This window comes from Xanthomonas sp. NCPPB 3218 (genome assembly GCF_056725185.1).
Genome location: NZ_CM161516.1, coordinates 4,811,337 through 4,837,709 on the forward strand (window position 1 = coordinate 4,811,337; position 26,373 = coordinate 4,837,709).

Sequence of the window (26,373 nt, forward strand, 5' to 3'; positions counted from 1 at the left end):
GGCGGGGATTGGGCATTCGGGAGTGGGGATTCGCATAAGCGGGTTCCCAGTCCTTCGCCATTCCGCGTTCGAATGTCCGGTATTGAACGGCAGTCGGGACGCAGACGGCGCTTTCAGACCGGCTCTTGCGAATTCCGACATCCCTGCTTCCACGAATACCGACTCCCAAATCCCCCCATCCCGCGCTTCTGCAAATCCCCACTCCCCCCATCCCCAATCCCAGCCCCTCAATGACCACCCTGCTGATCGCCGATGACCATCCCCTGTTCCGTGAGGCCTTGCGCGGGGCTGTGCAGCGTGTGATGCCGGGGGTGCAGTTGTTCGAGGCCGACACGGTGGATGCGCTGTACACCCTGGCCGATGCGCAACCGGATGCCGATCTGCTGTTGATGGATCTCAACATGCCGGGCGCGCAGGGATTCAGCGCGCTGGTGCATATGCGCTCGCTGCATCCACAGTTGCCGGTGGTGGTGGTGTCGGCACGCGAAGAGCCGACGGTGATGCGGCGTGCGATCGACCATGGCGCGTTCGGGTTCATTCCCAAGTCCGCCGATTCGGACACCATCGGCCGTGCCCTGGCCACGGTGCTCGATGGCGAGCGCTGGATCCCGGCCGAAGCGCAGAACCTGCCGCCGACCGACAGCGAAGAACGCGAAGTGGGCCAGCGCCTGCGCGATCTCACTCCGCAACAGTTCCGCGTGCTGCAGATGCTCGGCGCCGGGCGTCTCAACAAGCAGATCGCCTACGACCTGGGCGTGTCCGAGGCCACCATCAAGGCGCATGTCACCGCGATCCTGCGCAAGCTCGGCGTCACCAACCGCACCCAGGCGGTGCTGATGGCCGGCAAACTCGCCATCGATGCCGACGGCATCGTGCTGCCGCCGCCTGAAGAAGACTGAGCGCGTTCGTCAGCCGGCCTGCGAAAACGAAGGCCGATCGCCGCAGCGAAGCGGCGCGTGAGGTCACCACCGCAGAGGACAATCAACGCAACGGCTGGCCCGTGCAGACCTTCGACGCGCTTTGCGGCGAGGGCACATGCCACACCGCGTTTTCGTTTTCGTCCTCGCCTTCATAGATCGCATAGCGCCCATCGTCCTGGCGATGCATGGTGGGGCTGAAGGTGACGAAATCGGTGCGGCCGTCGGGGCCGATGAAATGCATGTCGCCTCCGCACACGATATTGGAATTGGTTTCCGGCCCCAGGGCAGCGCAGGTGACCTGCGAGGTCTCCGCGCGCACCACGCGACTGACGCGTGGCCGGACCAGCCCGCGATCGGCGGCCTCGCAGAAGTAATCGGCAAGCACCGTGCGCATCTCACGCTGCGACGGCATCCAGGGCGGACAGCTGCTGTACGCATCGGCGGTGCAGCTTGAGACCACGGCGGCAGGCTGGCTGCGATCGGGCGCAGCAGCGAGGCTGTCTTGCAGTGACAGCATCAGGCAGGCGGCGATAGCCAGCAGGGAAACGTAGGAAGGCATCGGAGCGTGGGATTGGAGTGCGCAGGGCGTGCGACTGTACGCCATGCGCAGTTGATGCCATGCATGCCCGCGCTGCGGCATCGGCAGGTGCGTGGCATGCTGTGCGCCTGCGGCGCGTCGGTGCGTGCCAGTGCCAGGGGATCCATGCAGCCACTCTCTTTTCCGCGCGGCCCGCTCGGGTTGGTCCTTGCGCTGGCCGTATTCGGCTGCGGCAGTGCGCAGGCCAACGACAGCAGCTTCGGCGACGACAACGGCACCATCCGGCTGTTGCATCAGCCCGATATCAGCATGGACAAGGAAGCGCTGCTGCTCAGCGAGGAGCGCGTGCAGGTGGACTACGTGTTCACCAACCACAGCGCGCGCGCATTGAGCGTGCCGATCGCCTTCCCGATGCCGCCGATGTATTTCGGCATGGCCGATCACAGCGAACTGACCGATTTCAACCTGTGGGTGGACGGCAAACCGGTGACCACCACGCGCAAGCTGGTGGTGTTGCTGGACGATGGCAGCGACATCTCCAAGGCATTCGCCGCCACCGGCTGGAGCACCGACGATATCGCCGCGTTCGCCGAATCGGGCAACGTGCCGACCGGGCGCACGCCGTTGCCGGCGCGCTGGATCGACCGGGACCAGCAACCGCGCTTCACGCTCAGCGAGTACTTCGTCTGGCAACAGCTCTTCCCGGCACGGGGCAGCGTGCAGATCCGGCATGCCTACGCGCCCAGCCTGTCCACCGGCGTGCCGCAGGGCAGCGCGTTCCTGCTGGAGTCGTATGCAAAGCGCACCTGCATCGAACCGGCGACCAAGGCCAGCATGCAGCGGCGCGAGGGTGCGCACGGCCTGGGCTGGGCCAACCTGCGTTATGTGCTGACCACCGGCAAGAACTGGAACGGCCCGATCAAGGACTTCCAGCTGACCATCCGCAAGCAGAACGCCAGCGACATCCTCAGCCTGTGCTTCGACGGCGCGCTGAAGAAGATCGATCCGCTGACCTTCCAGTTCAGGCAGGCCGACTTCGTGCCGATGCGCGATCTGGAGCTGCTGTTCGTGCGCGGCATCGAGTGACCGGCGGCCAACACCCGCTAGCCGAACGCGCGTCTGCCTGCTGCCAGCGCGTTGCAGACGCGCTGCAGATCAGCGCTGATGGATCGCGCACCGCTTGTGCTCGCCTGGCGGCAGGGCGCCGCGTCATCGGTCGGCAATGATCGGTGCCAGCGGCAAGAATCAGATGACGGCGGCAACGCTCGCAGCCACCGATCGCAGGAACACGCGCAGTCGCCGCACGCACTCTTTCATCGATGGTTCGGATAGTGCTGCGTGCCCCGCAGACACGGCGCACTGTTGATCGACACACCACCGTTGCGCAATCGCTGCCTGCCGACCGCTGCGCCACTGGCAAGCCCAAGCGCAGCGGCGTGACCGCTTCCACACCCCTGCACCGCGCGACATCGCAGTTGTCGATATCACCATTGACCATCAGCTCATGCCTGGGCAAGGCTCGGGCTTGATGACGCTACTGGAGCTGGCATGGCGCGACGTTTCCCCTGGCTCTGGATCGGGCTGCTGATTGCCTGTGCATTGATCGCGGTGCTGGCATGGCAGAACAAGCAGCTGCGCGCGCAGCAGCAATTGCTGCAGGCCCGCATCAGCGCGCCGTATGACGGCATGTACGTGCCGCGCATCGAGGTCACCGATACCGCCGGCCAGCGTCATCTGCTCGGCGTGCCGCAGGGACAGGCGCAGGTGCTGTTCTTCTTCACCACCACTTGCCCGTATTGCCAGCGCTCTGCCCCTACCGTGCTGCGTGCAGCGCAGCAGTTACAGGCGAATCTGCCCGGCCGTCCGCAGTTGCTCGGCGTGTGCCAGTGCGATGCGACGCAGGCTGCGCGCTATGCGCATGTGCATGGCTTCGATTTTCCGGTGGTCACGTTGACCGATCGTCGCGCGTTGATGCTGTTTCGCGCGCGCAACGTGCCACTGCTGATGGCCATCGACGGGCAGGGGCGCGTGCGCCATTCCCGTCTTGGCGTCTTCGATACCACGGAGCAGGTGCAGGACCTGGTCGCCGCCTTGCGCCGCACGGATGCGCCAGCGGCTTTGGCAACGGTGAAGGAGTAATGCATGAAGAAGCGTTGGGGTACCTTGCGGACGGCGTTGATGGCGGCCACGTTCCTGGCCAGTACCGGTTTCGGTGCGTTCCAGGTAATGGCGGTCGATAACGCACAGCCGAAGACCGAATCGTGTAGTGCGTGGGCCTGCAAAGCCGAATGTCCGGAGTTTGGCGGCGACCTGGGGCAGGGCAACGTCTGCTACTGCTGCGGCTGACAGCGGCTATCACACCTACTGCGAAGTTCAGCCTCATCAGTCGCTTTAGGTCTGACGGCGGGGTCCCCCCGGGCCCCGCCGTTTGCCGGCAGCACCGCGCTCAGCGCAGCGCGCGATAGCGGAAATCGCGCAACACCACTGCGCCCTGCTGTGCGGCGTAGATGCCAAGCTGCAGGCTCAGGAAGCCGCCGAATACGTTGTGGTGGAAGCCGGACATTTCCATGCGCGTCGGGTGGCGGATCCACTGCCGGCCCTGGTCGAACGAATAGTCGAAGCTCACCACGTGCGCCTCGTTGCTCAGACGCAGGCGGATACGTCGGTGCGTGTTGGGCGCGCGTGCCCACACCAGTTCTTCGGAGTACTCGTAGGTCTTGATGGTGTCGGGCGTAACGCCGATGCCGACGAAGGCCTTGTGGTTGTAGAACAGCAACAGGCCGCCCTCGGCATTGCCGATGAGTTCCAGCGCGACCTCGGCGACGTAGCCGCGATCGGGCACGCCGCAGGTCAGTGGCGAGCTGTCGGCCGGCGAGCTGCCGGAACAGGCCAGCGTGAGCGACCGATCTGCCCGTTGCACGCGCGCCTGTTCGCCGGGCCCGGGCGCATGCAGGCTCCATTGGGTGCCGAACCTGTCGCTGGAAAAATCGTCCGACAAGGCGAAACCGCTGAGCGCCGCGTTGCCGGTGGCGTTTGCGCGTGCAGGCGTGCGCAATGGCCTGGACAGATCGCCACCGGTGGCGCGGAACCAGCCATCGGCGGTCCACTCGATCGGCTCCAGCAGGGTCTGCCGGCCCAGCGTGCGGAAGCCGTTTTCGTAGCCGTGATAGACCATCCACCAGTCGCCACGCGGCCCTTCCACCAGCGTGGCATGCCCGCGCGACCACCACGGCTCCTGTTCGGACTGGGTGCGCACCAGCGGGTTGCGCGGGCAGTGCTCCCATGGCCCATGCACCGAGCGCGCACGCGCGGCGATGACCATGTGCCCGGTGACCGGACCGGCGGTGCCGCCGACCGCGGTGACCAGGTACAGCCACCCATCGTGCCAGGTCAGCTTGGGGCCTTCGGGGGCAAAGTTCTCCACGATCCAGTCGTCGGGATAGCGCCAGGGCGCGTAGGCCGGTTCCACCTGCCCGTCGGTGGCCAGGCCGTCGTCGCGCAGGCGCACCTTGCGGATGCCGTTGACGAACAGGTAGCGCTTGCCGTCCTCGCCCAGCACATGGCCGGGGTCGATGCAGCCGGCGATCTGCAGATCGATCGGGTCGCTCCAGGGTCCGCGGATGTCGTCGGCCCAGATCACGAAGATCGACCAGCCGGTGTCGTCCGGATTGGCCGGGATATAGATGAAATAGCGGCCATCGTGCTTGCACAGGTCCAGTGCCCAGATCGTGCCCAGCTGCTTGCGCAGCGCCGGGCCGAGCGGCGTCCAGTTGACCAGGTCGGTGGAATGCCACAGCACGATGCCCGGATAGGAAAGGAACGACGAAAACGTCATGTAGTAGTCGTCGCCATCCTTGAGGATGGTGGGGTCGGGGTGATCGCCGGCCACGATGGGATTGAGGTAAGTGCCGTTGCCCAGGTCTGCCTTGCGCTGGCCTTCGATACCGCGCGCCCACTGCGGGGTGCCGGTGCAGGCGGCGCGCGCGTCGCCCGCCAGTGCGGCCGGCGACAGCGGGGCGACAACGGCGCCGGCGGCAAGCACCTTGAACAGGTCCCGGCGGGTGGTGGTTGGCATGGGTGCGCGTTCGTGCGGGACGGGCTGGTATCTAGCCCCAGGTATCGGACCGGGGCAACCGCGCAGGCGGCGTTATAGGAAGCGCTCATGCCAGCTGCGGATTTCGACATAGATCAGCTGCCACGGCGTGTGGAGCTTGCAAGCGGGCAAGGTGCTGGAATCCACACATGTCGCACGTGCTGAACACCACCAGCTGCAATGCTGCACTGCAGCGTGATCTGTTCACTTATGATTGCGATATTCATATGCGAACAGTCCGGCACCGGCCGGCTGGTGGACGTTGCGATGCCCAGTGACTGCTTCAACGACTGCGTGAACACCTGTTCGGCGACCGCCAGCTGTGCGGAGCGTGCAGCGTGACCATTGCACGGCAGCGTCTGGGCAACACCGACGTGCAGCTCTCGGCACTGGGCTTTGGTGCCGCGCCGATCGGCAATCTGTATGCCGAGGTCGACGAGGGCCAGGCACTGGCCGCCGTGGCGGCTGCGTTCCAGGCCGGCATCCGCCATTTCGATACCGCGCCTTATTACGGCTATGGGCTGAGCGAGAGCCGCCTGGGCCGTGGTCTGGCCGGCGTGCCGCGCGGCGCGTATACGCTGTCGACCAAGGTCGGCCGCTGCATCTACGACGATGCGCAGGCCGCCGCCGGGCGCGACGGCTTTGCGGTGGCGGGCCGCCGCGCCGAGTTCGACTACAGCGCCGATGGCGTGCGGCGCGCGTTCGCTTCCAGCCTGGAGCGCCTGGGCACCGACTACATCGACGTGCTGCTGCTGCACGACATCGGTGCGCTGACCCACGGCGACAACCACGCCAACGTGCTGCGCCAGGCCTTGGAGGAGGCCTTGCCGGCGATGGCGGAGCTGAAGGCGGCCGGTGCCTGCGGGGCGATCGGGCTGGGCGTCAACGAGCAGGACGTGGCACTGGAGGTGCTGCCACGCTTTCCGCTCGACTGCGTGATGCTGGCCGGCCGCTACACGCTGCTGGAACAGCACGGCGCCCGCGCCCTGCTCGAGCAGGCGCAGCAACGCAACGTGGCGATCCTGTCGGCCGGCCCGTACAGCTCCGGCCTGCTCAGCGACGCACGCGGCCCCGGCGCCACCTACAACTACGCCCCGGTCGACGCCGCCACACTGCAGCATGCGCAGCGCCTGTACGCGGCCTGCGCGGCATTCGAGGTGGATATCGGCGCGGCGGCGTTGCAGTTTCCGCTGGCACATCCGGCGGTGACCACGGTGGTGGCCGGCATGCGGACAGTGGCCGAGGTGCAATCGGCCGCCGCGCGCCTGCAGGTGCCAATCGCACCGGCACTGTGGCAGCGCCTGCGCGATGGCGGCCTGCTCGACGCGGACCTGCCCACGCCATGAGCCGCATCGACGCACACCTGCATTTCTGGCAGCTGGCCCGTGGCGACTACCACTGGCTGACGCCCGAGCTGGCGCCGCTGTATCGCGACTTCGGCCCCGCCGATATCGGCCAGGCGCTGGACGCTGCCGATATGGAGAGCGTGGTGGTGGTGCAGGCCGCCGCGACCGAGGCCGAAACCCGTTACCTGTTCGAGCTGGCGCGCGCCGATGCGCGTATTGCCGGCGTGGTCGGTTGGGTCGATTTCGCCGCGCCCGATGCCGCCGCACGCATCGACGCGCTGGTGCAGGCCGGCGGCGGCGTGCTCAAGGGCCTGCGCCCGATGGTGCAGGACATTGTCGATGTGCAATGGCTGGCCCAGCCCGAACTGGATGCTGCCTTCGACGCCCTGCTCGCGCACGACCTGGCCTTCGACGCGCTGATCCGCAGCGTGCATGTGCCGGCGCTGCAGGCACGCCTGAAGCGCCATCCGCAGCTGCGCGTGGTCATCGATCACGGCGGCAAGCCGCAGATCGCCGCAGGCGAATTCGTCGCCTGGGCCGCCGGCATGGCCGCGCTGGCCCAGCATCCCAATGTGCACTGCAAACTCTCCGGCCTGCTCACCGAAGCAGCGCGCGGCGCCGGCGTGGAGGCGCTGGCACCGTATGTCGCGCATCTGTTCGCACGCTTCGGCCCGCAGCGTGTGCTGTGGGGCAGCGACTGGCCGGTGCTGACCCAGCGTGCCGATTACGCGCAGTGGTTCGACATCGCACAGCAGCTGGTCGCCACATATGCCGACGGCCATGCCGGAGCGGTGTTCGGCGACAACGCACGCACGTTCTATCGTCTGCCACGGCCGGCGGCCCCCACCTACGGAACCTCTTCGGTATGACTGTCTCGATCCCTGCAACTCCCAACGACCGCCTGCATGGCAAGCGCTGCCTGATCACTGCCGCCGGCGCCGGCATCGGCCGCGAAAGCGCACTGGCCTGCGCACGCGCCGGTGCGCAGGTGATCGCCACCGATATCGACGCCGCTGCCCTGCAGGCGCTGGCGGCCGAATCGGAGGCCATCACCACCCAGCTGCTGGATGTCACCGACGCGGCGGCGGTTGCCGCACTGGTCGCGGCGCACGGCCCGTTCGATGTGTTGTTCAACTGCGCCGGCTTCGTGCACCAGGGCAGCATTCTCGATTGCGACGAGCCGGCCTGGCGGCGCTCGTTCTCGATCAATGTCGATGCGATGTACTACACCTGCAAGGCGGTGCTGCCGGGCATGCTCGAACGCGGCCGCGGCAGCATCATCAACATGTCCTCGGTGGCCTCCAGCATCAAGGGCGTGCCCAACCGCTTCGTCTATGGCGTCACCAAGGCCGCCGTGATCGGCCTGAGCAAGGCCATTGCCGCCGATTACGTGGCCCAGGGCGTGCGTTGCAACGCGATCTGCCCCGGCACCATCAAGACGCCGTCGCTGGGCCAGCGCGTCAAGGCGCTGGGCGGCGACGAACAGGCGGTGTGGAAGAGCTTCACCGACCGCCAGCCGATGGGCCGCCTGGGCGACCCGCGCGAGATCGCGCAGCTGGTGGTGTACCTGGCCTCGGACGAATCGTCGTTCACCACCGGCCAGACCCACATCATCGATGGCGGCTGGTCAAACTGAGCGCGGCAACGCACCGCCGTGCCGCGCACCGCAACGTGGGCGGCCAGTGCCGGATGCGAGCCGTACTGGCTTGATTTGAGCACGCCGTCCTTATCCACCCGATGCATGCGCGCTAGCGTTGCTGGCCGCTCCATTCCTCACCTGCAAAGGAAGACTGCATGAAACTCGTACGCGTTGGCGCCCCCGGCCAGGAACGTCCTGGCCTGATCGATGGCGAAGGCCGCATCCGCGATTTGAGCGGCGTGATCGACGATGTGGCCGGCGAGCACATCACCAATGCCGGCCTGGACAAACTGCGTGCGCTGGACGTGTCCACGCTGCCGCTGCTCGAAGGCGAGCTGCGCTATGGCGCCGCAGTGGGGCAGATCGGCAAGTTCATCTGCGTGGGGTTGAACTACGCCGACCACGCGGCCGAATCGGGCATGGACGTGCCCAAGATGCCGATCCTTTTCATGAAGGCCACCACTGCGGTGACCGGCCCCAACGACACCGTGGTCATCCCGCGCGGCTCGGTCAAGAGCGACTGGGAAGTGGAACTGGGCGTGGTGATCGGCGATGTGGCGCGCGATGTGGCGGTGGACGACGCGCTGAATCACGTCGCCGGCTACGCGGTCATCAACGATCTGTCCGAGCGCGAGTTCCAGCTCGAACATGGCGGCCAGTGGGTCAAGGGCAAGAGCGCCGACACCTTCGGCCCGATCGGCCCGTGGCTGGTCACCCGCGATGAAATCGCCGACCCGCAGAACCTGTCGATGTGGCTGGAGGTCAACGGCCACCGCTACCAGAACGGCAGCACCCGCACGATGGTGTTCGGCGTGGCCGAACTGGTCAGCCACATCAGCCGCTACATGACGCTGATGCCGGGCGATGTGATCAGCACCGGCACCCCGCCGGGAGTGGGCCTGGGCCAGAAGCCGCCGGTGTACCTGAAGCCGGGCGACGTGATGGAACTGGAGATCGAAGGCCTGGGCCGCCAGCGCCAGCCGGTGGTGGCGCATCCGCGTGATGCGGCCTAAAGCCCCTCTCCCACCGGGGCACTAGGGCACGGCTTGCGCGCCACTGGCGCGCGTGCGTTGGTGCGCCCGCGCCGCAAGCGCGGGCCGGGGCGCGTAGCGGGGTTGGGGTGAGGGTACGTAGCGACATATCCAGGCAGTTCGTCGCGATGTGCGTTTGCCGTCAGGCGTGACATGTCGGCATGTGTGTTGATGTGTCATGCGCAAATTTTTCAAGCGGCGTGCGAGAGCGTTGAACTTCCAGGCGCTGTCGCGCGTTGGTAGTGACACGCAGTTGGTCGTGCAGTGATGCGTTGATCTGTGTTGTTCGTTGATCTGTGTTGCAAACGCATGCGTACCTGCAGCGCTTCAATACGGACGGTCGGCGCTTCGCGTCCGTACCCTCCCCCTCTCCCGCGGGGAGAGGGGCTCTGGCGCCCGTCTCCGTTTCCGTTCTCCGTTTCCGTTTTATTTCGCGCGTTTTATTCCCGTTTCCATCGCCCAGGACTTCCATGAGCACCATCATCGCCCTCGACACCCACGACGTCCGCTTCCCCACCTCGCGCGAGCTGGATGGGTCGGATGCGATGAATCCGGATCCGGATTACTCGGCCGCCTACGTCGTGCTGCGCACCGATGCGCCGGATGACCTGGCCGGCTACGGCCTGGTGTTCACCATCGGCCGCGGCAACGATGTGCAGACCGCCGCGGTGGCCGCACTGGCCGAGCACGTGGTCGGCCTGTCGGTCGAGGAAGTCATTGCCGATCTGGGTGCGTTCGCGCGCCGGCTCACCAATGACTCGCAGCTGCGCTGGCTGGGCCCGGAAAAGGGCGTGATGCACATGGCGATCGGCGCGGTGATCAACGCCGCCTGGGACCTGGCCGCACGCGCGGCGAAAAAGCCGCTGTGGCGCTACATCGCCGAGCTCAGCCCGGAGCAGTTGGTCGACACCATCGACTTCCGCTACCTCACCGACGCGCTCACCCGCGACGAAGCGCTGGCAATCCTGCGCAATGCGCAACCGCAGCGTGCGCAGCGCATCGCCACGCTGATCGAACAGGGCTATCCCGCCTACACCACTTCGCCCGGCTGGCTCGGCTACTCCGACGAAAAGCTGGTGCGGCTGGCAAAAGAAGCCGTCGCCGATGGCTTCCGCACCATCAAGCTCAAGGTCGGCGCCAACGTGCAGGACGACATCCGCCGCTGCCGCCTGGCGCGTGAGGCGATCGGCCCGGACATCGCGATGGCGGTGGATGCCAACCAGCGCTGGGACGTGGGCCCGGCGATCGACTGGATGCGCCAGCTGGCCGAATTCGACATCGCCTGGATCGAGGAACCGACCAGCCCGGACGACGTGCTCGGCCACGCCGCGATCCGCCAGGGCATCACCCCGGTGCCGGTCTCCACCGGCGAGCACACCCAGAACCGCGTGGTGTTCAAGCAGCTGCTGCAGGCTGGCGCGGTGGACCTGATCCAGATCGACGCCGCGCGCGTGGGCGGCGTCAACGAAAACCTCGCCATCCTGCTGCTGGCCGCCAAGTTCAACATCCGCGTGTTCCCGCATGCCGGTGGCGTCGGCCTGTGCGAACTGGTGCAACACCTGGCCATGGCCGACTTCGTCGCCATCACCGGCAAGATGGAAGACCGCGCGATCGAATTCGTCGACCACCTGCACCAGCACTTCCTGGACCCGGTGCGCATCCGGCACGGCCGCTACCTGGCCCCGCAAGCCGCCGGCTTCTCCGCCGAGATGCACCCGGCGTCCATCGCAGAATTCAGCTACCCCGACGGCCGCTTCTGGGTCGAGGACCTGGCCACGGCAAAGGCCTAATCCAACGCATCACCTGATCCCATGATGTCGTAGGAGCGGCTCAAGCCGCGACAGGCGTTCCCGATTGCCTGATCGCGACCGAGGCCGCTTCTGCATGGAGCACGCGCACGACGGCTCCGGATAGCAGAATTCCGCCACCCGACAGCCGCTTTCGGGTCGAGGACTTGGCCGAGGCGAAGGCGTGACCCAACACACCGCATCATCTAATCGCAGGATGTGTCGTAGGAGCGGCTCAAGCCGCGACAGGCGTTCCCGATGGCCCGATCGCGGCCGAGACCGCTTCTGCCTGGGGCATCTGCGATGCAGCTGTCACGCCTTCGGAGCGCAGCGCCAATCACGCTGCGCCCGCAAAAGACACCTGTTTCGACGCCCGGCGGCAGCGGCAGCAAAGACACTCAAGACCAGCGCCCCACAACGGAGCCAACACATCCGCAAAAAACGCAGGCCAACACCCTAACCCTGCCCCGCTCCAACCGCCGCACTTAAGGCAAAGATCCGCCCGGCCTCGCGCCACTTCTCTCTCGGCGCACTGCCAGGCAACGGCTTTTGAAACCGCCACATCAAGTCTTCCCAGGCCTGGATGCGCGGATCGGCCGCATCCCGCGCCGCCTTGGCCGCCGGATCGTAGTCGTCGCCGACCTCCATCAGCATCACCAGGCGGTCGCCGCTGCGAAAGATCTCCAGTTCCCGGATGCCGGCCTGCTGCAGCGAGGCCACCACTTCCGGCCAGACCTCGCTGGGCCGATGCCAACGCTCGTACTCGGCGATCAACTGCGGATCGTCGTGCAGATCCAGCACGTAACACAGACGCCGCGTGCTCATGCGCCCACTCCTGCAACCACCGGCGCAGCGCGGCGCGCACGCAACGCGAACAGCAGGATCACCGCAAAGCACCCACCCGGTACCACCATCGCCCAGTGGATACCGGCCATGTCCGACACCGCGCCCATCACCGCCGTCAGCAGCGCGCCACCGATGATGGACATCACCAGCAGCGACGAGCCCAGCTTGCGCGCATCGTCATGCATGCCATCCAGGCCCAGCGCAAAGATGGTCGGGAACATCACCGACATGAACACGCTGGCAGCCACCAGCGCGTACAAGCCGGTCCAACCCGGCAACGCGATGGCAACGGCGCACAACACCAGATTGATCGTCGCAAAACTCGCCAGCAACCTGGCCGGCGCCAGATAGCGCAATAGTGCGGTGCCGACGAAGCGGCCGGCCATGAACAGCACCAGCGAGATGGTGAGGTAGGTGGCGGCGGTTTTTTCCGGCGTGCCCGGCACCGCATCCTGCAGATAGCGGATCAGATAACTCCAGATGCCGACCTGCGCACCCACGTAGAAGAACTGCGCCACCACCGAAAACATGAAGCGCCGATTGCGCAGCAGTTCGCCGAAGCGTGCACGCTTGGGCGCCACGCCGCTATCGCTCTCCGGCGCGCCGGTGGGAAAGCGCACCAGCGCGATCAGGATCGCCCACAGCACCACCACTGCGCCGATGATCAGATAGGGCGTCTGCACGGCCGAGGATTCGGCGGCAAAGAACGCCTCGCGCGCGGCCGGTGCCATTGCCGCCAGTTCGGCCGGCGTGTGTTCCACCCCGGAGAAGATGAAGTGCTGGCCGACCAGCACGCCGGTGATCGAGCCCAATGGGTTGAATGCCTGGGCCAGATTCAAGCGCCGCGCTGCGCCTTCTGCCGGGCCGAGCACGGTCACCAGCGGGTTGGCGGTGGTTTCCAGGAAGGCCAGGCCGCTGGCGATCACGAACAAGGCCAGCAGGAACAGCCAGTAGGTATGCACCTGCGCAGCCGGATAGAACAGGAACGCGCCGCACGCATACAACAGCAGGCCCAGCACCACGGCCGCCTTGTAGCTGTAGCGGCGCATGAACATCGCCGCCGGCATCGCGAACACGAAATAGCCCAGGTAGAACGCGCTCTGGACCAGCCCTGCCTGCAGGTCGGTCAGCTCGAAGGCCTTCTTGAACTGCTTGATCAGGATATCGTTGAGGTTGTTGGCCATGCCCCACAAAAAGAACAGGCTGACGATCAACAACAGGGGAACCATGGCGGTACGCGCCAGGTTGCCGCGCGGTGACGCGGCAATGTCACTGTGATGCATGCGACCGATCCCCTCCCAAGGCTGTGGCGCTTGCGTTGCTGTGCGGCGAGCGTACTGCGCACGCCAGCGCCATGCAAATATAAAATCTTTGTTTATATTTGCACGCAAGCGCCACTTCTCACCGCTGCCCGCGATGCCTGTACCCTGGCGCGCCGCAGCCTTGCCTGGAGCCGCAAACGGATGAGCACCGAACCCGCCAAGTACCGCGCCCCCGCCCTGGACAAGGGTCTGGACATCCTCGAGCTGCTCGCCCGCCAGGCGCAGCCGATGAGCATGGGTGCGATCTCGCAGGGCATCGGCCGCTCGCGCGGGGAGATCTTCCGCATGCTGCAGGTGCTGGAGGAGCGCGGCTATCTCACCCGCGACGGCGAGGGCGACTACGTGCTGACCAATCGGTTGTTCATGCTCGGCATGCAGCAGCCGCAGGTGCAGAGCATCAGCGAAGCGGCACTACCGGTGATGCGCCGGCTGGCCGATGCGATCTATCAGCCCTGCCACCTGGTGGCGCCGTCCGGCGACCAGATCGTGGTGATCGCGCAGATGGACGTGCCCAGCGACCTGGGCCTGGTGGTGCGCCCGGGCCACCGCCGCCCATTGACCCATTCCAGCTCCGGGCTGGTGCTGTTCGCGTTCCAGCAGCCAGAGGTGCAGGCGCGCTGGCTGGACATGCTCGACGCCAGCGAGGTGCCGTTCGAGCGTGCGCAGTTCCTCGCCGCCGCCGCGCAGGCGCGCAACGATGGCTACGCCATGCAACCCAGTGAGGCAGTGGTGGGCGTGGTCGACCTGACCGCACCGATCCTGCAACGCGGCAGTGCGACCTATACGCTCACCGTTCCCTTCATCGCGCGCCGCCCCGAGCTGGTCGGCCCGCACGCGGCCTTGCAGGCCCTGTGTGCGGCGACGGCGGAGATTTCCGCCGCATTGATGTAGCCGCGACCCGCACCGGGAGTCTGCGTCGGCGCTGGTGTTTCTGTTGCTCGCTTCCGAAGGCTGACTTCTGCGGTCCTCCCGCAGCGCGGCCGGCCCTGTGCGTGGAGCGCAGCGCGCTCGTTCCGCAGCGCTGCGATGGCAGCCTGACCATCGCCGTCCACCCGAACCGCTTAGGCAGCACCTGCGGCATCGCAAGCCGTGCACATCGAGACGCCGGGGAGATCGCGGCATCGTTGCCGATCGCTGCACTCCTGCACGACGTCTGGAAAGACAGCACGACGCAGGCGCTGGCTCATGCACGCGCATCCAAGCATGACGTTTCCACTCGCACTGCTTGCAGCACACCCCACATCAGCGGCTTTCCCCGCGTTTTTCGCTACCTCGGTCACCGGCATGCAGACCGTTCGTCGCTATAGCCAAGGCTATCGGGTGCCGCATCGCGCCGTTGCGTGGACATGCCTGTCTGGCTTTGATGCCTGAAAACAAGGCAAAAACCGCGTCACCCCTGCTCGCAATAGCCACGGCTATAAAGATCAGACCGACCTTCGCGTGCGCTGCAGACGCACCGAACGCGGCCATGCGTTGGTACACTGCGCGCCCCTTGGGGAGTAGCCTGCTTTCGCATCGTCGGAAGCGCCTGCATCAACATACTCGGCCGTTGCGCCGTGGTGCAGGCAACCAGTTCCGGTTTGGCGAGACCAGCGGCATGCGTGCACGACGAAGGTTGGCGCGGGCGCATGTCGTTGTGACCGTGCCCAACCCGAGAATGTCGATGTCCCCTTTTTCCATTGTTTTGATCGGTTTCGCGATGTCGACCGATGCGTTTGCCGCCGCGATCGGCAAAGGCGCGGCGATGCGCAAGCCGCAGTGGCGTGATGCGCTACGCGCCGGCTTGATCTTCGGCTGCATCGAGGCGATCACCCCGGTGATCGGCTGGCTGCTGGGGCGCGCCGCGTCCAGCTATGTGTCCGACTACGACCACTGGATCGCCTTCGTGCTGCTCGGTGCGCTGGGCACGCACATGATCGTGGCGGGGCTGCGAAGCGATGCGGACGACGCTGACGAAGCAACGTCGGAGACGCCGAAACGGCATGGCTTGCTGGCCCTGGCCACCACCGGTTTTGCCACCAGCATCGATGCGATGGCGGTCGGCGTGAGCCTGGCGTTTCTGGACGTGCATATCGGCGTGGTGGCGGTGGTGGTGGGGCTGTGCACCTTCAGCATGGTCACCGCAGGCGTCATGCTGGGCCGCGTGCTCGGCAACCTGATTGGCAAGCGCGCCGAGATCCTCGGCGGCTTGATCCTGGTGATCGTCGGCAGCGTCATCCTCTACGAACACCTGAGCGGCGCAGCCTAAGCACCTCCCCTCGTAGGAGCGTGCCTGCGCGCGACCGGGCGTTACCGATAAAGCTTCGTCGCGCGCAGGCACGCTCCTACGCTGCAGTCGCACCGCTCAGCGCGTTTTCGCATCGTGATGCGCGCTCAGAAACGCGCGTAACGAGGCCGGCTTCACCGGCTTGGTCAGCAGGCGGTAGCCACGCGCGCGCGCGAGCTGCTTGAGTTCGTCGCGGCCGTCAGCGGTGAGCAGGGCACCGGCAATCGGCGCGGTGGCGACGGCCTGCAGCGCATCCAGCGTGTCCAGGCCATCGAGCCGGTCGTGCAGGTGGTAATCCACCAGCATCAGATCCGGCTGTTCGCGCGCGCGCTCCAGCGCCTGATCCACGGTGCTGGCGGTGATCACCTCCACCTGCCAGCGACCGAGCAGGGCGCGCATGCCGTCGAGGATCTCGCGGTCGTTGTCCACGCACAGCACGCGCAGGCCCGCCAGCGAATCGCCGCTGGGTAGCGCGCGTGCAACGGCCACCGGCAGCACCGGCGGCAGCGGGACCGCCGCTACGCGCGGCAGCAGGATCGAGAACATGCTGCCGCGGCCGACCTGGCTGCGTGCGCTCAGGTCGTGGTCGAGCAGGCGCGAGATGCGCTGGCAGATCGACAGGCCCAGCCCCAGGCCCTGCTCGCCCCAGTCGAACGGCTGCTGATAGCGGCGGAATTCTTCGAAGATCTGCCGCATGTGGTGCTCGGGAATGCCCGGGCCGGTGTCCCACACCTGCAGCTCCACGTGCTCACCGCGTCCGCGCATGCCCAGCACGATGCGGCCCTGGCGCGTGTAGCGCAGCGCATTGGCGAGGAAGTTCTGCATCACCCGGCGCAGCAGGCGGCGGTCGCTGCGCACCCACAACGGGCGGCAATGCACCTGCAGCTGCAGGCCGCGGCTGGAAGCCACCGGCGCGTATTGCGCGGCCAGTTCGTGCATCAGCGCACTGGCATCGAAATCCTCGACCGTGGGCCGCAGGCCGCCGGCATCCAGCCGCGAGACGTCGAGCAGGCCATCGAGCAACTCCTCGGCCGCACGCAGCGAGGCATCGACGCGCTCGGCCAGATGGCGTTGTTCCTCGTTGTTCTGATGGCTCTCGCGCAGCGCCGAGGCGAACAGCCGCGCGGCATTGAGCGGCTGCAGCACGTCGTGGCTGATCGCGGCCAGAAAGCGCGTCTTGGATTGCTGCGCCAGCTCGGCCTCGCGCGAGCGGTCGGCCACGCGCTGCTCCAGGTTCTCGTTGGCGTCCAGCAGCGCGCGTTCGGCACGCTTGTAGTCGGTGATGTCGTTGTAGCTGGTGACATAACCACCGCCGGGCAGCGCCTGGCCGCGCATCTCGATCACCTTGCCGTCGCTGCGGGTGCGCTCAAATACATGCGGCGAGCCGGCGCGCATGTGGCGGATACGGCGATCGATCTGATCTTCGATATCGCCCTCGCCCAGCTCGCCGCGCTCGGCGTTGTAGCGGATCAGATCGGCCACCGGGCGGCCGACATACAGCATGCCGTCCGGATAGCCGAACAGCTGCTGATAGCGGCGATTCCACGCGGTCAGGCGCATCTCCGGGTCGACCACGCTGACCGCGGCGCTGATGTTTTCCAGCGTGGTGGACAGGATCTCGCGATTGAAGCGCAGCTCCTGGCCGGCTTCGTCCAGCACCGCCACCACCTCGCCCAGGTCCATGCCCGAGCCGCGCAACAGGCTGGTCAGCACCAGGCGTGCGGAGGCCGCGCCGATCGAGGCGGCCAGCAGGCGTTCGGTGAACTGCACCCAGGCGCGGTCGGCCACCACGGTGGGTTGCAGCTCGCGCTCCAGCAGCACCGCCTGGTCGACGAAGGCGCGGTGCGCATGCCGCTCGCCCACCACGCGCTCGGCCAGGGCCTGCAGGTCGGCCACGCGCACATGCCCGGGCCAGTCGCCGGCCACCGCCGGCCGCTGTGCATACGGGTCCAGGAAGGGCGCGGCGCGCAGGCGTTCGTCCACTCCGGGGCGCCAGCGTGCGGAGACCAGCATCATCGCGCCGACATTGATCAGCAGCGACCAGAACGTGCCATGCGCCAGCGGGTCCCAGCCGCGCATGCCGAACAGCTGCTGCGGCTGCAACCAGGCGATGCCGAACGGCCCGTCCACCAGCCAGTCCGGCTGCAGCCAGCCCGCGCGCGTGGCGGCCGGCAGCAGCAGCGTGTAGATCCAGGTCATGAAGCCCAGCACCATGCCGGTCTCCACGCCCTTGCGGCTGGCGCCGCGCCAGTACAACCCGCCGATCACGCCGGGGGCGAACTGCGCCACTGCCGCAAAGGCCATCAGGCCGTAGGCTGCCAAGGTGGTGTCGTTGGCCACGCTGCGGTGGTAGCCGTAGGCGATCAGCGCCAGCAACAGGATGGCGACGCGGCGGATCCACAACACCCGCGAGGCCACCGCCGCGCGCGCATCGGCGCTGCCGCGGCGGCGCAGCAGCACCGGCATCACCAGGTCGTTGCTGACCATGGTGGCCAACGCGATGCTGGCCACGATCACCATGCCGGTGGCGGCCGAGAACCCGCCCACATAGGCCACCAATGCCAGCACGGTGTTGCCCTGGCTCAGCGGCAGCGCCAGCACCACCGCGTCGTCGACCACCGTGCTGCCCTTGCCGAACAAGGCCACGCCGGCCGACGCGATCGGCACCACCATCGCCGAGATGATCACCAGGTACGCACCGAACAACCAGCGCGCGCGCCGGATGTCGCCGACGTCGCTGCATTCCACCACCGCCACATGGAACTGGCGCGGCAGGCAGATCACCGCCAGAAAGCTCAGCAAGGTCTGCGAAATGAAACCCACCGACGGAGTGTGCTCGAACAAGGTGCGCGCCGAGTCGGCGATGGGCACCTGGTGGTCGCTCAGCCACACCCAGGCGAACAGGCCCACCGCGACGATGGCGATCAGCTTGATCACCGACTCCAGCGCGATCGCCAGCATCATGCCGCGGTGGTGTTCGGTGGCATCGACCTGGCGGGTGCCGAACAAGGTGGCGAACAAGGCCATCAACAGCGCCACGTACAACGCCGGATCGGCAAGGATGCCGCGCCCGGCACTGCTATGCCCGGTCAGCACCTCCAGGCTCATCGCCACCGCCTTGTACTGCAGCGCCAGATACGGAACGATGCCGACCAGCGCAATCACCGCCACCAGCGCCGCCAGCCGCCGCGAGCGGCCATAGCGCGAGGAAATGAAATCGGCGATGGAGACGGTGTTTTCGGCGCGGGCGATCAGCGCCAGCCGCTCGATGATGCGCCAGCCGAACAGCAGCAACAGCAGCGGGCCCAGGTAGATCGGCAGATAGCCGATGCCGTTGCGCACCGCCGAGCCAACCGCGCCGTAGAAGGTCCACGACGAGCAGTACACCGCCAGCGCCAGGCTGTAGACCGCCGGCCGCAGCCACGGCCGCTCCGGGTACAGCGGACGACGGTCGCCCCACCAGGCCACGCCGAACAGCAGCACGGCATAGCCGACGGAGACCAGCAGCAGGATCCAGCTTGATACCAAGGGGCGTTCCTAGGCCAATGCGAACGGGGAGTTTACGCAGTGGGGAATCGGGAGTGGGGAACAGCCCGCCTGGCCGCACGTGCGTAGGAGCGCGCTCGCGCGCGACAGGGCACCGGCGGGAAAGCCTCATCGCGCGCAAGCGCGCTCCTACAGCAGCTTGGCAGTTATCGCAGTTGCCCCCAATCAAGCGCCGCGGACGCGCCACTCAGCCCGGTAGCCGCACCTGCACCTCATAAGTGCGTCCGGCGACAATGCCGTGCACGCGCTGGTCCGGGCAGGCTTCGCCGTCCACCAGCACCTCGATGTCGCGCCGCCCCGGTTCACGCGTCAGCGTCACCTCGAACTGCGCGCCGCGGAACTGGCGCGTCACCCGGGCCTGCGACCAGTGCGAGGGCAGCTGCGGGCGGATCGCCAATGCATCGCCTTCGCCGACCAGGCCGAACAGCCCTTCCAGCACGCAGCGATACACCCAGGCCACCGTGCCGGTGTTGAACAGCTGGCTGGAACGCCCGGCCGTGCGCGGGTACTGGTGCCAGGCGCCGCGATAGTAGTTGGGCAGCGAGACCGGCAGGTGGCCGCGCTGCAGCACGTCCTCGCGGGTGGGGCCGGGCAGCAGCGCGCGCAGGATCTCCCAGGCGCGGTCGGCTTCGCCGATCTGGTACAGGCTGTACAGGTAGAACGCCGCCGCGTGGTTGTAGACCGCGCCGTTTTCCGCGGCGCCCGGCCACTTCTGCGTCAACCGCCCCACGTCATCGCGCATGTGCGTGTAGGCCGGGGCCAGCATCACCGGCCCGTACGGCGTATGCAGCTGCTCGCGCACCGCCTCCAGCAAGGCCGCGCGCTGCGCGCTGTCGGCTGTGCCGGCCAGCAGCGCAAAGCTCTGCGGATTGAGATAGATGCGTCCTTCCACATCCTCGGCGATGCCGAAGCGCACGCCATCGTCGGTGATGCCGCGCGCATACCAGTTGCCGTCCCACAGCTCGCGGTTGGCATCGGCGTTGATCGCCTGCACGGCCTGCGCAAACGTCTCCGCCTGCGCGCTTCGCCCATGCGCTGCGCAGATGCCCGACCACAGCCGCAATGCATACGCGGTGGCCACGGTGAGCCAGCCGGACACGCCCTTGCCGCGCCAGCCGACCATGTTCATCGGGTCGCACCAATCGCCCTGCGCGATGAAACTCAAGCCACGTGCATCGCGCGCGTCCAGCAGCCACTGCATCGCTGCATCCAGTCGCTCGGCCACGCTGAGCGCCTGTCCATCGTGCGTACGGACCACCGCATCGAGCACGCTGGCATCGCCGGTTTCGGCCAGATAGGCGCTCAGGAAGATCGGCAACCACACGCAGTGATCGGTATGCGGCACCTGGTTGATGTATTTGAGCTCGGCGCCTTCCACCAGCAGGATGCCATCCGGCATCGCACCGCTGGGCTCCTGCTGCGAGAGCGCGTGCAACAACGCCGCACGTGCGGTGGCCGGCTGCAGGTAGGCCATGCCCATGTGGTCCTGCAGATAGTTGCGCGTCTGCGGATCGGTGGTCAGGCGATTGACGTCGCCGTGATAGAACACCTGCCGCGGCAGCCAATGGTTGACCAGGTTGTCCAGGGCCGGATCGGGCGTGGCGATCTGCGCGCAACCCTGCCCGCCCTGCAGATACTGCGCGTAGTCGCGCGCGGCGGCGGCAAAGCCGGCTTCGGACAGATAACGCGCACGCAGCGCGGCGATTTCCGCATCGTCCTTGGCCGGCCCGAACGCGAAGCGGTAGACACTTGCCGCATCGGCGTCCAGCGTCAGCCGATACTGCAACGCGGCGGCCGGGTTCTCGTAGTGCGCATCGCTGTTGCCCAGCTGCTCGGCCTGGATGGCCGAGGGCGCATGCAGGCCGCCCTCGCCTTCGAAGGCCATCTGCTGCGCATCCCAGGCCACCGGCGGCTGCTCGTGCAACAGGAAGGTACAGTCCTTGAAATCGCGCTGACGGAAATAGTCGTCCACCTTCTGGTACGGCGCCACGCTACGGCAGACGATGCCGCCCAGCGCCGGCTCGTAAGCGCCGCCCTGATGCATCCACGACATGTAGCCGATCGGAAAGTAGGGATACAGGCTGAGCCGGCGCGTACGCCCGGACTGGTTATGCACGCGGCATTCCCACAGCTCCACTGCATCGTCGGTGGGCAACGCCACGCACAGCTCCACCACGATGCCGTCGTGGCGCACCCGCCAGCGCACATCGTGCTTGCCCGCGGAAAACGCGAACTGCTCCGGCGTTGCACGCACCGGTTCGTGCGGCACCGAATACAACGCGCCGCTGTCTTCGTCCTTGAGATAGAAGAAGCGCCCGGGATGATGCGCGTAGTACGGCTGCTCAGGCATCATGAAGTTGCGCGCTTCCAGCAGCGGCGCATGCGCGTATTTGGCCGGCTCCGGCTGCATGAACTGCCCGGTGGCGTAACCACGGCAGGTCAGCTGCAGCATCATGCGGCGGTTCCACAGGAACCCGCCCGCGTTCGGCATTGCGGTGGGGCTGTAGAGCGCATAACGCGTGCCGTCGGCGCTGGGCGCCAGCAACGTGGACAGATCGTCGTCGGACGTGGACCTGGAATCGGCGTGGGAGAGTGCAGACACGGTCAGCGGTGCTCCTGTTCGTTGCGCTTGCGCGCGGCCAGTTCGTGTTGGATGCGGCGCAACAGGCCATCATCGAGTGGATAGAAACGCATGGTCCAGGCTGCCAGCAGCGCCACCACGCCCGGGATCACCGTCAGCAGCAGCACGATGCCGGTCAACGACCCCGCCGACTGCGCACTGTTGGCCACATAGCCCATGCCCGCCAGCACCCAGGCGATGCCGGCCGAGGCCAGCGCGCCACCGAGCTTTTGCGAGAAGGTCGCGGCGGCGAAGGTCATCGCGGTGGCGCGCCGGCCGGTGCGCCATTCGGTGTAGTCGGCGCTGTCGGCATACATCGAAAATGCCAGCGGCGACTTCGGCCCCAGTGCCAGCCCGATCAACATGTTCAGCGCGAAGATCGCCCACACCGCGTCGGCAGGAATGAAAAACATCAGGCAACTCAACACGCCCACCACCGCCATCAGCGCGGTCATCAACTGGCGCTTGTCCCAATGCCGTGTCAGCAACGGCGTGATCGCCGCGCCCACTGCCAGCGACACCGAATAGCCACCCAGAAACAGCCCGGTCAGGTCCGGCCGCTGCACGTAGTACTTGAGGTAATACACGCCCGCACCACCGCGCATGACAATGGTGATCATGATGATCAGCGACAGCACGAACAGCACGCACCACGGCTTGTTCTGCAGCAGGTCGGCGATATCCCGGCGGATCGGCGTGCGCTGCTGCGGCGGTGGCTGCACGCGCTCGCGCGTGGTCAACGCCACGGTCACGAACAACGCCACCGCCACCGCGCCGTACAGCATCATCGTGCGCTGCCAGCCCAGCGCATCGTTGCCGGCGCCGAACCAGGCCACCAGATCCAGCGTGCAGTAATTCACCAACGTGGTGCCGGCGAATGCGGCGATGAAGCGCAGGCTGATCAAGCTGGTGCGCTGGCTGCTGTCGGCGGTGATCACGCCGGACAATGCCGAGTACGGAATGCTCACCACCGTGTAGGCCAGCATCATCACCAGGAAGCTGATCGTGGCCCACCACATGCGCCCGTTCTGATCCAGCGCAGGCGTGGTGTAGGCGAGCACGCCGGTCACCGCCATCGGCACGGCGCCCCACAACAGATACGGGCGGAATTTGCCCCAGCGGCTGCGTGTGCGATCGGCCAGTGCACCCATCGCCGGATCGGCGATCGCATCGGCGATCTTGGTCAACAGGATCATCGTGCCTACCGCCGCTGCCGGCAGATGCATGGTGTCGGTGTAGAAGATCAACAGGAAGGCGGAGATGTTGGCCCAGTACAGATTCAGGCCCAGATCGCCGGCGCCGTAGCCCAGTTTTTCGCGCCAGCGCAGGCGCGCCGATGCAGGAGACGTTGCAGGCGATGACGACATCGGCAGACCTTGGAGTGCGTTGAACCCGGCCGAGCGCGCCGTTACGCTGGGCGGCCCGCTCACCTGGCGAGGAGCGCCGACGCTACACCACGCATCGACTGCCGCCAACATGAAATCCGGCAAAATGCCGAATCGATCCGGAGATATAACCTGACGTGATGGACACCGCCGCCCCCGCTACACCCGCGTCCGCTTCGCCCCTGGCCATCGTGGTGATGGGCGTTTCCGGCAGCGGCAAGACCACCATCGCGCAGGCGCTGGCAGCGCATTACGGCTACCGTTTTCTGGACGCCGACGACTACCACAGCGTGGCCGCACGCGCGCAGATGGCCGCCGGCCAGCCACTCACCGATGCGATGCGTCTGCCGTGGGTGGAGTTGCTGGCGGCCACCTTGCGCGACTGCGTACAGGCAGGCGAGTCGGTGGTGCTCGCGTTCTCGGGCTTGCGCGGCACACATCGGCAATTGCTGCGCCGCAGCGGCATTCCGATCCGCTTCGTGTTCCTGCACGCCGCCCCGCACGTGATCGCCGCGCGCCTGAGCGCACGCGCCGGCCACTTCATGCCGGCCAGCCTGCTGGACAGCCAGTTGCAGACCCTGGAATTGCCGTTGGACGAAGCCGATGTGGTGTCGGTGGATGTGGACACCACGGTGGCGGAGGTGGTGCAGGATGCGATCGCGCAGCTGGCGCTGATCGCTCCCGCTGCAGCGCACACCGCCGTGCCCTCGCCGCAAAGCGCATAACGCGCCGGATAACGCAGCTACCTGGCTGTTTCCTTCTCCCAGCGGGAGAAGATGCCCCGAAGGGGCGGATGAGGGGACGCGCGAAGCCTCGTGCATTTTGACGACACAGAAGCTTCGCACCGTACCCTCACCCAACCCCCCGCTCCGCGACGCGGGCGCTCCAAGGCGCGCGCGCCGGTGGCGCGCAAACCGTGCCTTCTCGCCACGCAGGAAGAGGGGCTGTGTTCGACACCGTGGCCAACCTCACAAGGTGGCGCAACATTTCCTGGTTACTTTTTGTAGACCATTGATTTGCATGCAAATACGCATGCATCGCGGCCAATCATTTTTCCTATCGCAGCGGCGCCGATCGTGATGAATCATCAGCATTTGTGCGAATAGCGAACACCTTGAACGCAATTTTTTCGAGCTGGTGGCACCAGATGCGAGCGGACCCGACCGTTGAATGAATGCGGAAAGGTGCGTGTGTTGCACGGTCGCCACAATCGGCCATCTTCACTCGGCAGATCCGGGGGGATCCAGCGCTTCCTTCCATCTATGGACATGCCGTGATGACAAATTCAATTCGCCGCTTGCGATTTCGCAGTTTGACGCTCGTTCCCTGCCTGCTTGCCAGCGCAGTGGCTTTCGCCCAGGCCGGCTCCGCAACCGCACAACAGTCGGTGTCGTCGCTGGATACCCAGGCTTTTGCACGCTCCGGCCAGATCTGGCGCAGCTTCGGCAATCAGCTGCCATTTGCCAGCCCCACCAGCTGGACCACCGCCGGCGGCGGCTACTTGAATCAGCGCTTCGCGCCGGGCGAGTGGAAGATCAACCGCACCACCGTCAAAGGCCTCAAGCCGGCCTGGACCCTGACCACCACCGGCGACATCTCGGCCACGCCGAGCGTGGAAGGTGGAACGTTGTATGTGCCCGACTGGGGCGGCACGCTGTATAGCGTCGACACCCAGACCGGCAAACCGAACTGGCAGGCCAAGTTGTCCGACTACACCGGCAATGCCAACTCGGTGACGCGCAACACGCCGGCCATCAGTGCCAACAGCATCATCGTCGGCGACCAGGCCGCCGGCACCGTGCTGGCGATCGACAAGAAGACCGGCAAGCTGCTGTGGAAGACCACCGCCGAAGCCAACCCGCAAGCGCGCATCACCTCCTCGCCGGTGATCTACGGCAACCGCGTGTACGTGCCCGTGTCCTCCGGCGACTGGGGCAACCTGGACCCGACCCACACCTTCAGTTTCCGCGGCAGCGTGGTGGCGCTGGATCTGAACACCGGCAAGAAGGTGTGGCAGTTCTACAACGTGCCCGAGGGCTATACCGGTGCATCGGTGTGGGGCCAGGTGGCGATCGATCCGATCAACCGCCGCCTGTATTTCGGCACCGGCAACAACTACAACATTCCCGCCAGCGTGGGTAACTGCGTGTCCAACGCACGCTCTTATCGCGGCAGTGAACTCACCGTGCAGGACGAACTGGCGTGCATGGCGCCGGACAACTACGTCGACTCGGTGATCTCGCTGAATCTGGACACCGGCAAGCTGGTCTGGGCCGACCGTGCACAAGGCTACGACGCCTGGAACCTGTCGTGCATCGTGGCGCCCACCAATGGCCTGTGCCCGAACACCCAGGCAACCAACCTGACCGGCCCTGATTACGACTTCGGCGGCGCAGGCGTGCAGCTGTTCACCGTGTGGCGCGATGGCAAGGCCCAGCAGCTGGTCGGCGCAGGGCAGAAGAGCGGCATCTACTGGGCCTTCGACGCCAAGACCGGTGCCAAGGTCTGGTCGACCCAGGTCGGTCCCGGCGGCACCACTGGCGGCGTCGAGTGGGGCACTGCGTTCGATCCGTACAAGTCGCAGGTCTATGTGGCCATCAACAACAGCTCCAACGCCACCTATACGCTGGGGCCTGCGAATACCCAGAGCCACAACGGCGGCTCGTGGGCAGCGCTGGATGCCGCCACCGGCAGGATCAAGTGGCAGGTCAAGGTGCCCGGCATCAACCGCGTGAATCCGAACGTGCCGGCCGGCGGCCAGGGCTCGCTGACGGTGTCGCCGAACCTGCTCTACGCCGGTTCGATGGCCGGCAACATGGTCGCCCTCGACGCCGACACCGGCGCCACGCTGTGGAACCACGACGCCACCGGCTCGGTGATCAGCTCGCCGGCCATCGTGGACGGTGCGCTGTACTGGGGCGCCGGCTACGGCCGCTTCAACTTCGGCACAGCCGCAACGGCCAACCAGCTGACCAAGTTCGTGCCGGAGGCCAGCCCGGCCAAGTAAGCGTCAACCCATGTGATCTGCGGCGAG

21 protein-coding genes and 1 riboswitch are annotated in these 26,373 nt (G+C 66.6%); of the genes, 14 read left to right on the forward strand and 7 right to left on the reverse strand.

The features are described 5' to 3' along the window. Nucleotides 1–230: 230 nt before the first annotated feature. Nucleotides 231–899, forward strand: coding sequence for a response regulator transcription factor (locus AC1PLS_RS20245; RefSeq protein WP_016901792.1), 669 nt, complete (start codon nucleotides 231–233; stop codon nucleotides 897–899). 82 nt (nucleotides 900–981) lie between these two features. Here the strand turns inward: AC1PLS_RS20245 and AC1PLS_RS20250 are convergent, their stop codons facing one another. Next, complete coding sequence (locus tag AC1PLS_RS20250) at nucleotides 982–1,479, reverse strand: hypothetical protein (protein WP_184434976.1); 498 nt, start codon at nucleotides 1,477–1,479, stop codon at nucleotides 982–984. A gap of 144 nt (nucleotides 1,480–1,623) precedes the next feature. On the opposite strand from AC1PLS_RS20250, the gene AC1PLS_RS20255 reads away from it, so the two are divergent. The 3 genes from AC1PLS_RS20255 to AC1PLS_RS20265 all read left to right on the forward strand — a co-directional run bounded on the left by AC1PLS_RS20255 (nucleotide 1,624) and on the right by AC1PLS_RS20265 (nucleotide 3,804). Continuing rightward, the gene (locus tag AC1PLS_RS20255) at nucleotides 1,624–2,544 is read left to right on the forward strand and encodes a DUF4424 family protein (protein ID WP_154832889.1); all 921 of its coding nucleotides are present in this window, start codon (nucleotides 1,624–1,626) and stop codon (nucleotides 2,542–2,544) included. A gap of 489 nt (nucleotides 2,545–3,033) precedes the next feature. Then, nucleotides 3,034–3,597 (forward strand): peroxiredoxin family protein, encoded by a 564-nt coding sequence (locus AC1PLS_RS20260; RefSeq protein ID WP_181097862.1) that lies wholly within the window; start codon nucleotides 3,034–3,036, stop codon nucleotides 3,595–3,597. Between the two features lie 3 nt (nucleotides 3,598–3,600). Beyond that, nucleotides 3,601–3,804: a hypothetical protein gene (locus AC1PLS_RS20265; RefSeq protein ID WP_016901788.1), complete on the forward strand. Its 204-nt coding sequence runs from the start codon at nucleotides 3,601–3,603 to the stop codon at nucleotides 3,802–3,804. Between the two features lie 100 nt (nucleotides 3,805–3,904). On the opposite strand, the gene AC1PLS_RS20270 is transcribed toward AC1PLS_RS20265, so the two are convergent. Further along, complete coding sequence (locus AC1PLS_RS20270) at nucleotides 3,905–5,533, reverse strand: family 43 glycosylhydrolase (protein WP_184434979.1); 1,629 nt, start codon at nucleotides 5,531–5,533, stop codon at nucleotides 3,905–3,907. Between the two features lie 356 nt (nucleotides 5,534–5,889). Between AC1PLS_RS20270 and AC1PLS_RS20275 the strand changes: the two genes are divergently transcribed. From AC1PLS_RS20275 to AC1PLS_RS20295, 5 genes are all read left to right on the forward strand, one after another. Further along, nucleotides 5,890–6,897 (forward strand): aldo/keto reductase, encoded by a 1,008-nt coding sequence (locus AC1PLS_RS20275; RefSeq protein WP_311736860.1) that lies wholly within the window; start codon nucleotides 5,890–5,892, stop codon nucleotides 6,895–6,897. Continuing rightward, on the forward strand, nucleotides 6,894–7,766 hold the full coding sequence (locus AC1PLS_RS20280; protein ID WP_184434982.1) for an amidohydrolase family protein: 873 nt from the start codon (nucleotides 6,894–6,896) through the stop codon (nucleotides 7,764–7,766). Before AC1PLS_RS20275 ends, AC1PLS_RS20280 begins: the two co-directional genes overlap by 4 nt. Further along, nucleotides 7,763–8,533, forward strand: coding sequence for an SDR family oxidoreductase (locus tag AC1PLS_RS20285; RefSeq protein ID WP_039521219.1), 771 nt, complete (start codon nucleotides 7,763–7,765; stop codon nucleotides 8,531–8,533). The genes AC1PLS_RS20280 and AC1PLS_RS20285 overlap by 4 nt, the downstream gene beginning before the upstream one ends. Nucleotides 8,534–8,691: 158 nt before the next feature. Further along, nucleotides 8,692–9,549, forward strand: coding sequence for a fumarylacetoacetate hydrolase family protein (locus AC1PLS_RS20290; RefSeq protein ID WP_184434984.1), 858 nt, complete (start codon nucleotides 8,692–8,694; stop codon nucleotides 9,547–9,549). Nucleotides 9,550–10,037: 488 nt separating this feature from the next. Next, a complete protein-coding gene (locus AC1PLS_RS20295; protein ID WP_184434987.1) occupies nucleotides 10,038–11,357 on the forward strand; it encodes an L-fuconate dehydratase in 1,320 nt (439 codons plus the stop codon). Between the two features lie 453 nt (nucleotides 11,358–11,810). Here the strand turns inward: AC1PLS_RS20295 and AC1PLS_RS20300 are convergent, their stop codons facing one another. After that, nucleotides 11,811–12,179 carry an L-fucose mutarotase gene (locus tag AC1PLS_RS20300; protein WP_184434989.1) on the reverse strand — a complete coding sequence of 123 codons (369 nt, stop codon included), beginning with the start codon at nucleotides 12,177–12,179 and terminating at the stop codon, nucleotides 11,811–11,813. After that, on the reverse strand, nucleotides 12,176–13,483 hold the full coding sequence (fucP, locus tag AC1PLS_RS20305; RefSeq protein WP_054591867.1) for an L-fucose:H+ symporter permease: 1,308 nt from the start codon (nucleotides 13,481–13,483) through the stop codon (nucleotides 12,176–12,178). Before fucP ends, AC1PLS_RS20300 begins: the two co-directional genes overlap by 4 nt. A gap of 180 nt (nucleotides 13,484–13,663) precedes the next feature. Here fucP and AC1PLS_RS20310 point away from each other — a divergent pair, with 180 nt between their 5' ends. The 3 genes from AC1PLS_RS20310 to AC1PLS_RS20320 all read left to right on the forward strand — a co-directional run bounded on the left by AC1PLS_RS20310 (nucleotide 13,664) and on the right by AC1PLS_RS20320 (nucleotide 15,770). Continuing rightward, the gene (locus tag AC1PLS_RS20310) at nucleotides 13,664–14,413 is read left to right on the forward strand and encodes an IclR family transcriptional regulator (protein ID WP_016901778.1); all 750 of its coding nucleotides are present in this window, start codon (nucleotides 13,664–13,666) and stop codon (nucleotides 14,411–14,413) included. A 312-nt stretch (nucleotides 14,414–14,725) separates the two neighbouring features. Next, on the forward strand, nucleotides 14,726–14,893 hold the full coding sequence (locus tag AC1PLS_RS20315) for a hypothetical protein (protein ID WP_481104002.1): 168 nt from the start codon (nucleotides 14,726–14,728) through the stop codon (nucleotides 14,891–14,893). A 117-nt stretch (nucleotides 14,894–15,010) separates the two neighbouring features. Beyond that, nucleotides 15,011–15,173: riboswitch (yybP-ykoY riboswitch) on the forward strand. Nucleotides 15,174–15,185: 12 nt separating this feature from the next. Further along, nucleotides 15,186–15,770: a manganese efflux pump MntP gene (locus AC1PLS_RS20320; RefSeq protein WP_046346108.1), complete on the forward strand. Its 585-nt coding sequence runs from the start codon at nucleotides 15,186–15,188 to the stop codon at nucleotides 15,768–15,770. A 96-nt stretch (nucleotides 15,771–15,866) separates the two neighbouring features. Here AC1PLS_RS20320 and AC1PLS_RS20325 read toward each other — a convergent pair whose 3' ends face one another. From AC1PLS_RS20325 to AC1PLS_RS20335, 3 genes are all read right to left on the reverse strand, one after another. Further along, on the reverse strand, nucleotides 15,867–19,316 hold the full coding sequence (locus AC1PLS_RS20325; protein WP_184381440.1) for a hybrid sensor histidine kinase/response regulator: 3,450 nt from the start codon (nucleotides 19,314–19,316) through the stop codon (nucleotides 15,867–15,869). A 205-nt stretch (nucleotides 19,317–19,521) separates the two neighbouring features. Further along, nucleotides 19,522–21,936 carry a GH36-type glycosyl hydrolase domain-containing protein gene (locus tag AC1PLS_RS20330; protein WP_439655022.1) on the reverse strand — a complete coding sequence of 805 codons (2,415 nt, stop codon included), beginning with the start codon at nucleotides 21,934–21,936 and terminating at the stop codon, nucleotides 19,522–19,524. Between the two features lie 2 nt (nucleotides 21,937–21,938). Continuing rightward, nucleotides 21,939–23,321 carry an MFS transporter gene (locus AC1PLS_RS20335; protein ID WP_184434992.1) on the reverse strand — a complete coding sequence of 461 codons (1,383 nt, stop codon included), beginning with the start codon at nucleotides 23,319–23,321 and terminating at the stop codon, nucleotides 21,939–21,941. 158 nt (nucleotides 23,322–23,479) lie between these two features. On the opposite strand from AC1PLS_RS20335, the gene AC1PLS_RS20340 reads away from it, so the two are divergent. Together AC1PLS_RS20340 and AC1PLS_RS20345 are read left to right on the forward strand one after the other, a co-directional pair. Further along, nucleotides 23,480–24,064, forward strand: coding sequence for a gluconokinase (locus tag AC1PLS_RS20340; RefSeq protein ID WP_126965090.1), 585 nt, complete (start codon nucleotides 23,480–23,482; stop codon nucleotides 24,062–24,064). A 551-nt stretch (nucleotides 24,065–24,615) separates the two neighbouring features. Beyond that, complete coding sequence (locus AC1PLS_RS20345; RefSeq protein ID WP_024937591.1) at nucleotides 24,616–26,346, forward strand: outer membrane protein assembly factor BamB family protein; 1,731 nt, start codon at nucleotides 24,616–24,618, stop codon at nucleotides 26,344–26,346. Nucleotides 26,347–26,373: the final 27 nt, after the last annotated feature.